Annotated in this window: 13 protein-coding genes; 8 read left to right on the top strand and 5 right to left on the bottom strand. The window is 36.9% G+C overall.

Annotated features, from left to right (window positions below; genetic code table 11):
• The first annotated feature begins 21 nt into the window (after nucleotides 1-21).
• Both ACFOOI_RS15480 and ACFOOI_RS15475 read left to right on the top strand, forming a co-directional pair.
• On the top strand, nucleotides 22-1,416 hold the full coding sequence (locus ACFOOI_RS15480) for an MBL fold metallo-hydrolase RNA specificity domain-containing protein (protein ID WP_379838923.1): 1,395 nt from the start codon (nucleotides 22-24) through the stop codon (nucleotides 1,414-1,416).
• 10 nt (nucleotides 1,417-1,426) lie between these two features.
• On the top strand, nucleotides 1,427-1,876 hold the full coding sequence (locus ACFOOI_RS15475) for a protein-disulfide reductase DsbD domain-containing protein (protein WP_379838922.1): 450 nt from the start codon (nucleotides 1,427-1,429) through the stop codon (nucleotides 1,874-1,876).
• On the opposite strand, the gene ACFOOI_RS15470 is transcribed toward ACFOOI_RS15475, so the two are convergent.
• Entirely contained in the window at nucleotides 1,871-3,334 is a 1,464-nt protein-coding gene (locus ACFOOI_RS15470; RefSeq protein ID WP_379838921.1) for an ATP-binding cassette domain-containing protein, read from the bottom strand. The genes ACFOOI_RS15475 and ACFOOI_RS15470 overlap by 6 nt on opposite strands.
• 132 nt (nucleotides 3,335-3,466) lie before the next feature.
• Between ACFOOI_RS15470 and ACFOOI_RS15465 the strand changes: the two genes are divergently transcribed.
• Nucleotides 3,467-4,414: an N-acetylornithine carbamoyltransferase gene (locus ACFOOI_RS15465; protein ID WP_379838920.1), complete on the top strand. Its 948-nt coding sequence runs from the start codon at nucleotides 3,467-3,469 to the stop codon at nucleotides 4,412-4,414.
• Nucleotides 4,415-4,464: 50 nt separating this feature from the next.
• Here ACFOOI_RS15465 and ACFOOI_RS15460 read toward each other — a convergent pair whose 3' ends face one another.
• The 3 genes from ACFOOI_RS15460 to ACFOOI_RS15450 form a co-directional block, all read right to left on the bottom strand.
• A complete protein-coding gene (locus tag ACFOOI_RS15460; protein WP_379838919.1) occupies nucleotides 4,465-5,103 on the bottom strand; it encodes a NeuD/PglB/VioB family sugar acetyltransferase in 639 nt (212 codons plus the stop codon).
• A 92-nt stretch (nucleotides 5,104-5,195) separates the two neighbouring features.
• Entirely contained in the window at nucleotides 5,196-6,074 is an 879-nt protein-coding gene (locus tag ACFOOI_RS15455) for a hypothetical protein (RefSeq protein ID WP_379838918.1), read from the bottom strand.
• On the bottom strand, nucleotides 6,071-6,931 hold the full coding sequence (locus ACFOOI_RS15450) for a DUF58 domain-containing protein (RefSeq protein ID WP_379838917.1): 861 nt from the start codon (nucleotides 6,929-6,931) through the stop codon (nucleotides 6,071-6,073). Before ACFOOI_RS15450 ends, ACFOOI_RS15455 begins: the two co-directional genes overlap by 4 nt.
• Nucleotides 6,932-7,022: 91 nt before the next feature.
• On the opposite strand from ACFOOI_RS15450, the gene ACFOOI_RS15445 reads away from it, so the two are divergent.
• Nucleotides 7,023-7,412: a DUF4296 domain-containing protein gene (locus ACFOOI_RS15445; protein WP_379838916.1), complete on the top strand. Its 390-nt coding sequence runs from the start codon at nucleotides 7,023-7,025 to the stop codon at nucleotides 7,410-7,412.
• Entirely contained in the window at nucleotides 7,378-8,106 is a 729-nt protein-coding gene (locus ACFOOI_RS15440) for a polyprenol monophosphomannose synthase (protein ID WP_379838914.1), read from the top strand. Before ACFOOI_RS15445 ends, ACFOOI_RS15440 begins: the two co-directional genes overlap by 35 nt.
• 4 nt (nucleotides 8,107-8,110) lie before the next feature.
• On the opposite strand, the gene ACFOOI_RS15435 is transcribed toward ACFOOI_RS15440, so the two are convergent.
• A complete protein-coding gene (locus ACFOOI_RS15435; protein ID WP_379838913.1) occupies nucleotides 8,111-9,745 on the bottom strand; it encodes an amidohydrolase in 1,635 nt (544 codons plus the stop codon).
• Nucleotides 9,746-9,909: 164 nt separating this feature from the next.
• Here ACFOOI_RS15435 and ACFOOI_RS15430 point away from each other — a divergent pair, with 164 nt between their 5' ends.
• From ACFOOI_RS15430 to ACFOOI_RS15420, 3 genes are all read left to right on the top strand, one after another.
• A complete protein-coding gene (locus ACFOOI_RS15430; RefSeq protein ID WP_379838912.1) occupies nucleotides 9,910-12,444 on the top strand; it encodes a M14 metallopeptidase family protein in 2,535 nt (844 codons plus the stop codon).
• A 65-nt stretch (nucleotides 12,445-12,509) separates the two neighbouring features.
• Nucleotides 12,510-13,361: a carboxylating nicotinate-nucleotide diphosphorylase gene (gene nadC, locus ACFOOI_RS15425; RefSeq protein WP_379838911.1), complete on the top strand. Its 852-nt coding sequence runs from the start codon at nucleotides 12,510-12,512 to the stop codon at nucleotides 13,359-13,361.
• Nucleotides 13,358-13,759, top strand: coding sequence for a hypothetical protein (locus tag ACFOOI_RS15420; RefSeq protein ID WP_379838910.1), 402 nt, complete (start codon nucleotides 13,358-13,360; stop codon nucleotides 13,757-13,759). The genes nadC and ACFOOI_RS15420 overlap by 4 nt, the downstream gene beginning before the upstream one ends.
• Nucleotide 13,760 lies beyond the last annotated feature (1 nt).

Below are 13,760 nucleotides of genomic sequence, written 5' to 3'. Positions count from 1 at the left end.
TAACCTTAAATAATACACATCATGAAATTACAGTTTTTTGGAGCAGCACAACGCGTAACAGGTAGCAAACATATGATAACCACCAAACTAGGCACCAAAGTGCTGCTAGATTGTGGACTTTTTCAGGGTATAAACACCAGTGATTTAAATCTGAAGTTTGGCTTTAACCCTGCCGAAGTGGATGTTTTGTTACTTTCTCATGCACATATTGACCATTCTGGCCTAATACCGAGATTAGTAAAGCTTGGCTTTAAAGGACCGATATATTGCACCGCTGCCACCAAAAGCCTCTGTGAAATTATGCTAATGGATTCTGCCGGAATTCAAAAAAGAGATCTGGAAAGAGTTAACAGAAGACGCAGAAAAAGAAACGAAGAAGAAATAGAGCCTCTTTATGACGAAAAAGATGCGGAACAAGCCTTAAGTCTTTTCGTAGATATTAAGCTTTATGAACCATTTATGCTAGAAGAGGGCTTTAAAGTTGAATATTACAATGCCGGACACATACTAGGAAGTGCTGGTATTTTTATGACCATAGAAGAGGGCGATGAAACTAAAAGGATATTTTTTACAGGCGACATTGGCAGGCCAAATGATAAAATCTTACGTAGCCCAGATGCTTTCCCACAAGTAGATTATCTGATTTGTGAATCTACGTATGGGAATAGACTACACGAACCTGAGGTAGATATGAAGTCACATTTGCTTAAAATAGTAAAAGAAACATGTGTTGACAAAGGCGGAAAACTTATCATTCCGGCATTTTCGGTAGATAGAACCCAAGAACTTGTATATGCGTTAGATCAGCTCGAAAGCGAAGGAAAACTACCTCGAATTCCGGTTTATGTAGACAGCCCACTTTCAGTAAAAGCCACGTTTGTGATGAAAAGGCACCGTGAAGACTTCAATCCGGAAATATTGAGTTACATCGAAAAAGACGGAGATGCATTTGGATTTGATAACTTGAACTACATTACAGACGTTAATGAATCAAAAGCCTTAAACTTTTCTAAAATGCCATGCATTATCATTTCTTCGTCAGGAATGGCTGAGGCAGGAAGAGTAAAGCATCATATCGCAAACAATGTAGAAAATCCTAAAAATACAATACTTATGGTCGGATACTGTTCGCCAAACTCTTTGGGATATGCTCTAAAATCAGGTCGGTCATCAGTAAATATTTTTGGTGACGAAAAAATCGTAAAAGCAAGAATAGCCATTATGGACTCGTTTTCGGCACATGCTGATTATTCCGAAATAATAGAATTATTGAAATGTCAAAATGCCGCATTGGTAAAAAAAGTATTCTTGGTTCATGGAGAAATAGAGACGCAAACCTCTTTTAAAGAAAAACTCATGACCGAAGGCTTCCAAAATATATTAATTCCAAGTCAAGGAGAATCTTTCACATTATAATTTTAGAAGAATGAAAAAAATAGCCCTGCTTTGTATACTTGGCCTAACATTGGCCTCAGCAGAAATACTAAAACCTGCCAAATGGTCTTTTGAAAGTCCAAAAGTTAAATCAAAAGTTGGTGATACAGTAACACTTACGTTTATTGCCAAAATAGAGAAAAACTGGTATTTATACAGTTCCGAGCTAAAAGTTGAAGGACCCACTCCTACCGAAATCACATTTACTCCTAACGCTTCCTATCAAACAATCGGAAAAGTACAAGCTATTAACCCGAAAGTAAAACATGACGACATTTGGGGTGGCAATGTCCACTATTTTATTAAAGAGGCAAGGTTTACACAAAAAGTAAAAATACTAAAACCAAACGCTGTAATAGAAGGCAAAATCAACTGTCAAACGTGTACAGACACTGACGGAAAATGTATCCCTATTAAAGAAAAATTCAAATTTGAATTATAAGCCTTTTTCTATCACTCGCCCATCAAAAAGGTTGATACGTTTATTAACTGCATTCGGTATTTCGTCTTCGTAGTGTGTCACAAAAACCAACGTTTTGGGATATGCTGCCAAGATTTTCTCAAGTATGGTTCTGAAATACACCATTTGGTTATAATCTAATCCTTGGCAGGGTTCGTCTAAAAGTAGAAGTGGTGGATTTTTAACCAACGCTCGAGCTAAAAACACGAGTCTTTGTTGACCAAAAGACAACTGAATGAGCCTTCTGTCTTTTAATGGTAAAATTCCCATCAAAGCCAAGTATTTGTGAATAATATCCAATTGCTCTTCGGTTAGTTTATTGTACAAACCTGCTGAATCAAAAAAAACCGAGCCTACGGCTTTCCAGACGGTAATGTTTTTGTTAAAATAAAGATGCAACTCAGGGGACACAAAACCTATTTTTTTCTTTAAGTCCCAAATACTTTCGCCTGAGCCGCGTCTTTTATCAAACATAGTCAGCTTGTTTTTATAGCATTGTGGATTATCTCCCGTCAGCAGACTCAACAATGAACTTTTGCCAGAGCCATTTGGCCCCGTAAGTGCCCAACGTTCTCCTTTTTTTACTTCCCAATTTACGTTATCAAGGACTACTTTTTCTCCATAGTTCACAAAACCGCTTTCAAGTTTAATCGCGATTTCAAAATCGTCAAAACTATTTTCGAGATTGATTCCCTTTAGTATATCATTTACGCTATCTGTTGAGATTGAGGTTTCTGTATAGTTTGATTTAGGGCCTTCATATTTAATTTCTCCGTTTTCTAAAGCGATGATGGTATCGAAACTTTCGGGTGCGTCGTTAAGTGAACATGCCATTATAACTTGGGTGTGTTTTAAGCTTCCTAAAATAGCTTTTAATGCCTCACGACTTGCGATGTCAAGTCCAGTGAACGGATTGTCAAGCAAAAGTACTTCTGGCCGCTGAAGAAGCGAAAAGGCTATTAGCGTACGCCTGGTTTCACCATTTGAGAGCGACGTGATTTTTCTTTGCAGTAAATGAGAGATTTTTAGCATTTCGGTAACATCCAATACCCAGGAATCATCGTATTCTGGCTTTTTTAACTCAATCGATTTTAAGTCTACTGTACCAATCGGAATAATTTGATTCTGTAAAACTTCGTAGACAGTTGGGCCAATTTCGGAATCGAAAGCATTAAAACGTTGCTGATAATATTGGTAAGCTGCCCCAACTATTTTATGAAAACCATAATCTCTCGGCACCAATATAGTTTTAACATTTCTTTTCACTTGACCTTTCGTTGCAAATAACTTCCCAGCCAAAACATCTAAAAACGTACTTTTGCCAGAGCCGCCTTCTCCTAAAACCAAATAGTTTGTGTTTTCCGCTAATTCAAAATTAATATCTTTCAGCACAACAAGCTCATTTCTATGAACTTCCACATTTTCACAGCTAATTTTCATCCTTTCTTTTATTTTCAAACCCGCATTTGAGCCCAAATTAAGAAATTTGAAAATACTTTTTTGGAAATTAATGAATATTAAAAACCTAGAAATATTACTTTTGCTACAATTACAGATCAAATTAATTTTTTAATGAAGCATTTTATAAACCTAAATGACTTAGAAAGTGTACCGGAATTAGTAAAACAAGGAAGAGCCTTAAAAGCTGATCCGTTTTCTTTCCAGCATTTGGGGAAAAACAAAACCATCGGTCTTCTGTTTTTTAACTCTAGTTTAAGAACACGTATTTCTACTCAAAAAGCGGCATTAAACTTAGGCATGAATGTCATCGTAATGAACGTTGGAGCAGATTCGTGGCAACTTGAGTTTGAAGATGGTGTAATAATGGACCAAGGAAAAGCGGAGCATATTAAAGAAGCTGCGGCAGTTTTGGGCCAATATTGTGATGTTTTGGCTGTGAGAGCTTTTGCTGAATTAAAAGATAGAGATGCTGACTACGAAGAAACGGTTTTGGAGAAATTTAGAAAATATGCTGGTGTTCCAATAATTAACTTGGAGTCAGCTACTCGCCATCCGTGTCAGTCTTTGGCAGATTTGATAACTATTGAAGAGCTAAAAGTAGTAGAAAGGCCAAAAGTAGTGTTGACTTGGGCTCCTCATTTTAAGCCGTTGCCTCAGGCTGTAGCAAACTCTTTTGCGGAGTGGGTACTTAAAACAGACTATGAATTTGTGATTGCAAACCCCGAAGGTTACGACTTGTCGCCGGAATATATCAAAAACACAAAGGTGGTTCATAACCAAGAGGAAGCATTTGCTGGTGCTGACTTTATTTATACCAAAAACTGGTCATCGTTTGAGCATTACGGGCAGGTGCTAACCCAAGACCCCGCTTGGAGAATTACCCCAGAAAAAATGGCTTTAACCAATAATGGTAAGTTTATGCATTGTTTGCCTGTAAGAAGAGGACTTAAAGTTGCCGATGAGGTGCTAGATAGCCCAGACTCAGTGGTGATTCAACAGGCTGGAAACAGAGTTTGGTCTGTGCAAGCTGCTTTGAAAAATATATTAGAAGCTTTATAATTAAATGGGGAACTGAATCAAATTCAGCTCCCCACTTTTCTTTTCCTGATTTATTTTTTTAGTGCTACTGCAGGATTTCCAAATACAGTTACACCCTCTTTTACGTCTTCAATAACTACAGAACCCGCTCCTATTCTCGCGTTTTTTCCTATTCTTACGCCTGAAACCACAATTACACCAGAGCCAATAAAAGCTCCGCTCTCTATTACGGCTTCAGAATTAATAATTGCTCCAGTTCCTATTTCTACAAACTCTTCTATTTGGGCAAGAACATCAACTATAACCCCCGAATTAAGCACGTTATGATTTCCTACTTTTGCTCCGTGGTTTACTATTGCACCTGGGCCTATTAAGTTTCCATGGCCAATCTCTGCTTCTTCTGACACTATCGCTTTGGCGTGAATCGCATTTACGGGCATCGTTTTACGGCGATCCATTAGCATTTTAACTATCTTCTCCTTTTCTGTTTTATGCTCGATAGCTACAAATGCCTCGGTTTTATTGCCAATGATTTTCAAAAAACCATCATCCATGGTATCACCTAAAACCACTACCTCTGAAACTTCCGTGTTATGTAGTTTTTCGTCAGAATCCAAAAAACCATAGATTAAAACCTCATTACTTGAAAATATATCTAAGGCTAATCTACCTAATTTCCCTGCTCCAAATATTACAACTGGATTTTTCATATTTATACTTATTCGATTTTTTTCACAAATTTAAGAAGCCTTTATAGACAATTTGCATATAACAGTTAATTCTTGCTTTATATTGCAAACACTTAAGCTTTAAACTTGTCTTTCATGGCTTTTAATGCCATTTTGTTTGAATCAGAGGCAATTTCAAATAAAATATTAAAAGCAAAAGACATTTGATCGGATACCACACCTCCATAAATAGCCGTGTCAAATTCTGTAAGTGCAGTGGTTAGCCTAGGGTTTTTGAGCTGAAAAGAAATCTCCTTGGTTGTCATAGAAGAAAAAGGCTTTCTCAATATATTCTCCATGTGGTTTTTCCAAAGAATAAGTCCGTCACTGATATTTTGTTTGTTTTTGGGCTTCTTTGATAGCTTCTTAAATGCTGAAGCAAAATCCTTATGTTTTCTTATAAACTTGGCTAGCTCCCATTGGTTACGAATAATTTTACCAAAAATTAAATAGAAAATTAAACTACTTAACAAAAACACAAGTACAAAATAAAGTAGTTTCGGAAGATTAAAATCCTGATTTATTGGATAAAATATTAGCTTTTGTTTCAATGCCTGGTCTTTCAATGCTGAGGTGTCAAGCTGAGATTTGAAATAAATAACACTCGGTTTACTATAAATTTTGGTCTTTGAGTTTAAAGCATAAATAGGGAGCGATAACTTATATGTGCTGTCTATATGGTAGGTAACGAGTTTATAAACCACGCTGTCCATACTTTGACTTCCCACCGATTTGGTTGGCGAGTATGATATTTCAATAAGCTTAAACGGAGAAAAATTAAAGTTAGAATCTGGAAAAACCAAGTCGCTTTTGTTGTCATGGATATAAGACAAAGCAAACTGAACCGGCCTTCCAATTACCAATGAATCTTCTAAAAACTTGCCTTCGGGTTTTCGCTGAGCAACAGCCAAAGTGCAACTAAAAATAAATATGATAGAAAAAAAATGTCTCATTTTCGGAATCTAAATAACTGAATAAGACTTGAAACATAATCTGAACCTGACTCTATAGCGATATAACTTGCTTTTTGTTGTTTACACAGTTTTTCTAAAAATGACTGATTTTCTTCAAAAACATCCTTCATTTCTCTTTTAAACAAATATGAACTGGTATTGATCCACATGGTTTTTAAAGTTTCTTTATCAAAAACCGGCACAATGCCCAAGTTTGGCAAATTCACCTCTCTTTTGTCATAAATATGAATTACAACCAAGTCGTGTTTTCGAGCAAGTGCTTTTAAATTGTGCAAATAATTTTTATCTAAAAAGTCTGAAATAAGTATAACGACACTTTTTCTTTTCAGAATATTTAACGCAAATGAAATTCCGTCTTCGATATTCGTTTTTAGCGATTTCGGCACCAACCTAAAAATTTTTGATATTATAGAATATGCTTGCTTCATGCCAGTTTCGGGCTTCAAATACAATTCTTTTTGATCCGAAAAACAATATAACCCCACTTGACTTGCTTCCTTGATGGCAGACAAACATAGTACTCCACAGATTTCTTTGGCGGTATCTATTTTGAGATTTCCCTCCTTTCCTACTTCTTGAGAGCCACTTACGTCGAGCATAAAAAACACAGTTTGCTCTTTTTCTTCCTTAAAAATCTTCACATAAGCTCCATGTCCCTTAGCAGTAGTTATCCAGTCTATGGCTCTTACGTCATCGCCATATTGATAGGTTCGGAGGTCGCTAAACTCCAATCCGGTACCTTTAAAAACAGAACTAAAGTTACCCCTCATATGAGACGTAACAGCCTTCCTGATTCTAATTTCGTACTTGTTAAGTTTGGATATTATCTCTCTCACTACTTTTTATTAAGGAATTTTAAGGCACAATCTGCTTTAGATTAATATTGTTATTCTATTTTTGTTACCGTTAATTAAAAAAAACTCGCTTGTGAATAACCTTGGCATAAAAATAGTATTTATTTATTTGATTTGGGCTATTTCTGCCTGTCAAAGTAAATCTCAAAAGACAGACATTGACAAGGAGACTATGTCCAAAATTATAGCTGAATTGCAAATCACTGAAAACAAGGTCAATCGCTTGGCTTTTAATCAAGGTGATTCGGCGAGAATAGCTTATTCGTATTTAGCCAATAAAGTATTCGCAAAATATAAAACCGATTCGGCAAAATTTGCCAAAAACTTTGACCTTTTCGCAGATGACAAGAATCAAATGTTAAAAATTTATGAAAACGCAGAAAAAATTCTGACGGAAAGAAAAGACTCCTTAAACCTAAACAATGCAAATGAAAAACCTAGTCATCGTCCCGACGTACAATGAAATAGAAAACATAGAGGCTATAGTTAGAAAAGTTTTTAGCCTTGAAGTTCCTTTTGATTTGTTAATTGTAGACGATGGTTCTCCAGATGGAACAGGCAAGAAGATAAAAGAACTTCAGAATGAATTTACCACAAATTTATTCTTAGAAGAAAGAAAGGGCAAACTAGGACTAGGGACCGCCTATATCCATGGTTTTAAATGGGCATTGGCCAAAGGCTACGACTATATTTATGAAATGGATGCCGATTTTTCGCATAATCCAAATGACTTAGTACGTTTATTTAAAGCCTGTCATGAAGACAAGTTTGACGTAGCCGTGGGCTCGCGATATATTAACGGAGTCAATGTTGTTAACTGGCCGATCGGAAGAGTCTTGATGTCTTATTTTGCAGGTGTGTATGTAAGGTTTATAACCAGAATGCCCATAATGGACCCAACGGGTGGTTTTATTTGCTATTCGAAAGAGGTCCTCAGCACCATTCCTTTGGATAAAATTACCTTTGTGGGTTATGCTTTTCAGATCGAGATGAAGTTTAATGCCTACTTGTTTAAATTTAAAATGACCGAGGTTCCTATCATTTTTACGGACAGAACCCTCGGCCAAAGTAAGATGTCTACCAAAATATTCAGAGAAGCCGTTTTTGGTGTAGTCATCATGAAAGTTTGGAGCCTTTTTAAATCTTTTAAAAGATAAGCCTTTATTTCATCGCTTTTATTTTTTCAATGTGCTCCGGTTTTACTGTTGGGTAAGTAATTCCCAACTGCTCCAAATAGGTAGTATACTTGCTTGGGTCATAGTAATATTTCTTCATTTCAGGACGAAACTCTTCCATAATGACAGCATTCAACTTTATAGCAGGCTGGTCTTGATTTGAAATCAAAGGCGTATACTTAATGTCTTTGGTCTGTACAGTGTTGTAATACTCCCACGCTTCTTTGATAATTTCAGGTTTCATTAACATGTCCAAAATAGTCAATGCCTCTACTTTGGCTCCTGCAGTGCAGCCTTTGTGGGCTATAGGTGTCGCCATTGTAATGGCATTTGCCCAATGGTGCCCTGGCATACCTGGCATATTAGAAGGATAACGCAAAACAATTGTGGGAACACTCCATGAAATATCCGCGATATCGTCTGAGCCACCTTGTCTCAAAACCAAAGGAGAATAAACGGGCTCACTCACAGAATCTAAAACCATTGCCAAACCCTCAACCGAACTAGATTGAAGTTCTATTTGCGATGCTTTAGCCAATAACTGATCTTCATATGACCATTTTGGCAAACTAACTCTTCGTATATTGGCATAAGCCGTAGCTGCCATTGGCTTATTAAAATGTCCCGGCCAAGCACTACCTAAAATCTCGTAGGTGAATTTAGTGTCTGTCATAATAGAAGCACCTTGGGCCATTTTTATCCCGTTATCAAACAAGTTCTTAATTTTCGGGTACGTTCTTTCTCTAAAATAATACCAAACGGTAGCTTTAGAAGGAACTACGTTAGGTTGATCGCCTCCATCTGAAATCACATAATGAGACCGTTGCGTAGTTTCCAAATGCTCCCTTTTAAAATTCCAACCGATGTTCATTAGCTCTACAGCATCTAAGGCAGACTTGCCCCTCCAAGGAGCACCCGCAGCATGAGCGGCAGCACCCTCAAAATGAAATTTTACAGATACCAAACCCGTGTTTCCAGCATCTCCCCACGAAACACCCAAATTGTCTCCCACATGGGTAAAAATACAGGCATCTACATCTTTAAAATACCCTTCTCTTACAAATATGGCCTTGGTACCTACAAGCTCTTCCGCCACTCCTGGCCAAAGCATCAATGTGCCTGAAATGCCTTCTTTCTCCATTAATTCTTTTACCGCCAATGCCGCCGTAATATTGAGTGCTTGTCCTGAATTATGGCCTTCACCATGTCCAGGAGCACCCTCAACTATCGGGTCTTTATATGCCACGCCTGGTTTTTGTGATGCCTTCGGAATACAATCTACATCAGAACCAATCGCGATTACGGGTTTGCCTGAGCCCCATTTGGCTATCCATGCTGTCGGAACTCCAGCAATTCCTCTTTCAATCGTAAAACCTTTTTCTTCTAATAGTTTGGTTAAATATTTTGAAGTTTCAAACTCTTGAAAACCCAACTCCCCAAAACTAAACAGCATGTCATTTATTTCTTGGGTAAGTTTTGCATTATTATCGATTTTTAAAATCGCTTCTTGCTTTAAAAGTTCAAGTTTATCAGGGACAGCAACTTTCGCTTTTTTATTTTGGGCAAAAAGACCTTGACAACTAAATAATAATGTGAGAAAAAACAGGACGATTTTTTTCATGTTGCTTTTAAGTTTAGGTAGTTTGAAAAAATGAAATGCAAACAAATATAAAAAAAAACGGCATTCGTCTATTCTTTTTACCAATTTCAAATTTGTGGCTTAGCACTTATTCAAAAATTCTTATATTAGATTTAAATTGTACACATTATCAACAAACTACCCTTATGAAAAAACTCGTCTATATATTGTGCTTGTACCTTATCCCTTTGGTTTCAAATGCACAAACTAGTCTAAATTATTATTTGCCAACAAATGTCACCTACGACTCCAAAATACCAACCCCTAAATCGTTTTTGGGATATGAAGTGGGCGACCAACACGTAAGTCCTTACGAAACGTATGCGTATTACAGAGAAGTAGCAAAACATTCAAATAGAATAAAAATAGATACCTACGCTAAAAGCTTTGAAAATAGAGAGCTATTGTTTGTCACGGTCTCTTCGCCTGAAAACTTGGCCAATATTGACCAAATAAGAGAAACTCATCAGAAAATCGCTAACCAAAGCGAATCCGCTAAGCTCAAAATTGACGAAATGCCAATAGTAGTATGGATGGGATATTCTGTACATGGAAACGAGGCAAGTGGGACAAATTCATCCCTTTTGTCTATTTACTACTTAGCTGCAGCTCAAGGACCAAGCATAGATTCATTGCTAAAAGAAAGCGTAATTTTAATTGATCCTTGTATTAACCCTGACGGTGGAAATAGATTTGCCACTTGGGTAAATCAAAACAAAAGCACAAATTTAGTTTCAGACCCAAATTCAAGGGAGTTTAAAGAAACTTGGCCGGGAGGCAGAACGAACCATTATTGGTTTGACTTAAATAGAGATTGGCTTTACCAACAATTGCCCGAAAGCAAAGGTAGACTTGAGAAGTTTTATGCATGGCTACCAAACGTTTTAACTGACCACCACGAAATGGGAAGTGGCTCTACGTTTTTCTTCCAACCCGGAATTCCAATTCGTACACACCCGCTTACACCAGCAAAAAACATAGAACTAACAGGCAAAATAGGCACTTACCACGGAAAAGGACTTGACAAAATAGGTTCTTACTATTACACAAAAGAAAACTACGACGATTTCTACTACGGCAAAGGCTCTACACTTCCTGACGTAAATGGATCAATCGGCATATTGTTTGAACAGGCGTCTTCAAGAGGGCATTTACAAAATACCAACAATGGCCTTTTAAGTTTTCCGTTTACTATAAAGAATCAATTTTCGGCCACTCTTTCTACGCTAAAAGCTTCAAAAGAAATGAGAAAGGAGTTATTGACCTATATGAAAGACTTTTATCAAGAAAAACCTACTTCTGACATAAAGGCCTTCGTTTTTGGTGGTGGAAATGACGAGGCAAGAGTAAATGAAATGGTGAACGTGATGCTCAGAAACAAAGTGGAAGTATATAAGTTAAACAGAGCAGAAAAAATTGGCAACCTAGAATTTGAAAAGTCGAACTCATACATAGTTCCCCTTAACCAAGCCAAACACAGACTTGTACTTTCGTTATTTGAAAAACGTACCTCTTTTCTTGACAGTGCATTTTATGATATTTCTGCATGGACACTGCCACTGTGTATGAATGTGCCTTACGCTGAAACTAAAACTCAAATAAGCTTAGGAGAAAAAGTGACGGATGCACCCAAACTCAAAGGCGAGGTAATAGGCGAAAGTTCTTACTCTTACTTATTTGAATGGGATGCTTATTTTGCCCCGAGAGCGGCTTATGAACTTTTAGAAAAAGGCTACACCTTGAGATATGCCATGTCGCCATTTACGGTTGATTTAAACGGAAAAACTAAAAGCTTTAGTTATGGTACAATCCAAATTCAATGTGAACAAAAAGACCCAAGTGAATTATTAAAAAAACTAGCGGAGCGTGATGGAATCACTTTTTATGCCCAAAAAACGGGTATGACATTAAGTGGTATAAATATGGGAAGCGAGAAGTTTAAAAAGCTAGAAATACCAAAAGCTTTAATGATTGTTGGAGATGGAGTAGATAATAATGACGCAGGCGAGGTTTGGCATTTGCTAGACCAAAGGGTAAATTTCCCATTAAGTTTTGCTGATATTAATCAAGTAAACCAACTAGACTTAAGTGAATATACACACATAATAATCAATCAGGGAAGATACAATGCCTTAAATGAAGACGCTATTCGCCAGTTTCTAAAAGGCGGAAATACATTAATTGCTCTTGGTGACGGAGCCACATGGCTTGCACAGAAAAAAATTGGGGGCGTGACCACGAAGCCGTACGCTTCAAATGATGGAAAATCTAAAAGACCATTTGACCTAAAATCTAACTATGACGGAGCTATGGTTACGAGTGGAGCTATCTTAGAAGCGAAAATCGACGAATCAAATCCAATTTGTTTTGGCTATAAGCAATCAGACCTTGCGGTTTTTAAAGTAAATAATATTGCATTCGAAGACACCAAAAATCCTTATGATACGCCTGTAATTTATTCAGACAAACCATTATTAGCTGGATATGTGCATCCAAAAAATATAGAAAGATTTAAAAATAGCCCTGCAGTTATTACACAAAGATATGGAGGCGGAAACATCATCAGTTTTTCTGACAACCCTAACTTTAGAGCGTTTTGGTACGGTACTAATAAGTTGTTTTTAAATGCCTTGTTTTTTGGAAAAAGTATTGGCGGAAGTCGTTTTGATGACGAAGATTAAGCTTAAATATTTGAATTTCTTATACAAATACAACGATTGAGCTTATTTTTGTAAAAAAACATACGATGGAAATAACAAAAGAAGACTTGTTGGCTTTTATAAATGCCGCCCTTTTAGAAGATGTTAGAGAAGTAGATCATACCTCATTATCTACTGTTCCTGAAAATGCAGTGGGTAAAGCCAGACTTTTGGTTAAAGACAATGGAATTTTGGCTGGGGTGGAATTGGCCGAATTGATTTTTAAGACCGTAGATCCTGAGCTGAAAATAGAGGTTTTAATCAAAGACGGAGAACCTATCAAATATGGAGATATCGTGCTTTATGTGGAAGGCCGAGACCGATCCATTTTAACTGCTGAGAGACTAGTGCTTAACTGTATGCAAAGAATGAGCGGAATTGCTACTGTAACTAGCGAAATTGTGCAGAAGCTGGAGGGGACAAAATGCAAAGTGCTCGATACTAGAAAAACTACACCAAATTTTAGATTAATAGAAAAATGGGCAGTTAAAATTGGGGGTGGAGTAAATCATAGATTTGGATTATTTGACATGATTTTAATCAAAGATAATCATGTTGATTACGCAGGAGGCATTAAAGAAGCTTTACTTTCAGCACAAAAATATCTCGAAACAAAGAATTTAAACATCCCGATAGAGATAGAAGTCAGAAATATAGACGAGCTAAAACAAGTACTAGAAATAGGTGGGGTTATACGAATCATGCTTGACAACTTCTCATTTGAGGATATCAAAAAAGCCCTAGTAATAATTGATGGCAGGTTCCCAGTAGAAGCTTCTGGAGGAATTACTCCTGAAACAGTGAGAGATTATGCTTTATGCGGGGTAGACTATGTCTCGATGGGATACCTTACTCACTCAGTAAAAAGTTTAGACCTTAGCCTAAAAGCAGTTAAATGATAAAAGATATAGAAATTCCAGAAACCAAAGATGTAAGTGTGGCTATTTGCCCCAACTTAGATGGAGACGAACAATGGGAAGTACATTTGGTAAACTATGGAAATGTTGGCCTAAAAAACATATTGGTTAACTCTTCAGGTTTTGGAACAAAAGAAAATGGAGAAGAAATAAAAACTAGCACTTTGAGACATTTCTTCGACGAAGTGGATGCTTTGGCTTCAATTCCTATAGAAAGAATTGATCCAAGCGTATTTAGCTTAAACAATGAGTATTGGATTAGCTTTTGGATAAATGACAAGCTATTTGACAAACGTTTCTTGTTTGTTCCCGGTAGTATTCACGAAAAAAACCTAATCTTTGTTTCTCTTTTAGAAAAAGAAGCTGTTTTGCACGCTTAAG

It is taken from the genome of Lacihabitans lacunae, from assembly GCF_042649125.1.
In the GTDB taxonomy this organism is placed as follows: Bacteria; Bacteroidota; Bacteroidia; order Cytophagales; family Spirosomataceae; genus Leadbetterella; species Leadbetterella lacunae.
Note: the sequence above shows the minus strand (reverse complement) of the source record. Positions and strands in the feature narration are given on the sequence as shown.

Coding starts and splice junctions, on each gene's coding strand:
- ACFOOI_RS15420 (WP_379838910.1), top strand. CDS start 13,358: ATGATAAAAGATATAGAAATTCCAGAAACCAAAGATGTAAGTGTGGCT.
- ACFOOI_RS15435 (WP_379838913.1), bottom strand. CDS start 9,745: ATGAAAAAAATCGTCCTGTTTTTTCTCACATTATTATTTAGTTGTCAA.
- ACFOOI_RS15480 (WP_379838923.1), top strand. CDS start 22: ATGAAATTACAGTTTTTTGGAGCAGCACAACGCGTAACAGGTAGCAAA.
- ACFOOI_RS15440 (WP_379838914.1), top strand. CDS start 7,378: ATGAAAAACCTAGTCATCGTCCCGACGTACAATGAAATAGAAAACATA.
- ACFOOI_RS15460 (WP_379838919.1), bottom strand. CDS start 5,103: ATGAAAAATCCAGTTGTAATATTTGGAGCAGGGAAATTAGGTAGATTA.
- ACFOOI_RS15455 (WP_379838918.1), bottom strand. CDS start 6,074: ATGAGACATTTTTTTTCTATCATATTTATTTTTAGTTGCACTTTGGCT.
- ACFOOI_RS15465 (WP_379838920.1), top strand. CDS start 3,467: ATGAAGCATTTTATAAACCTAAATGACTTAGAAAGTGTACCGGAATTA.
- ACFOOI_RS15430 (WP_379838912.1), top strand. CDS start 9,910: ATGAAAAAACTCGTCTATATATTGTGCTTGTACCTTATCCCTTTGGTT.
- ACFOOI_RS15475 (WP_379838922.1), top strand. CDS start 1,427: ATGAAAAAAATAGCCCTGCTTTGTATACTTGGCCTAACATTGGCCTCA.
- nadC (WP_379838911.1), top strand. CDS start 12,510: ATGGAAATAACAAAAGAAGACTTGTTGGCTTTTATAAATGCCGCCCTT.
- ACFOOI_RS15470 (WP_379838921.1), bottom strand. CDS start 3,334: ATGAAAATTAGCTGTGAAAATGTGGAAGTTCATAGAAATGAGCTTGTT.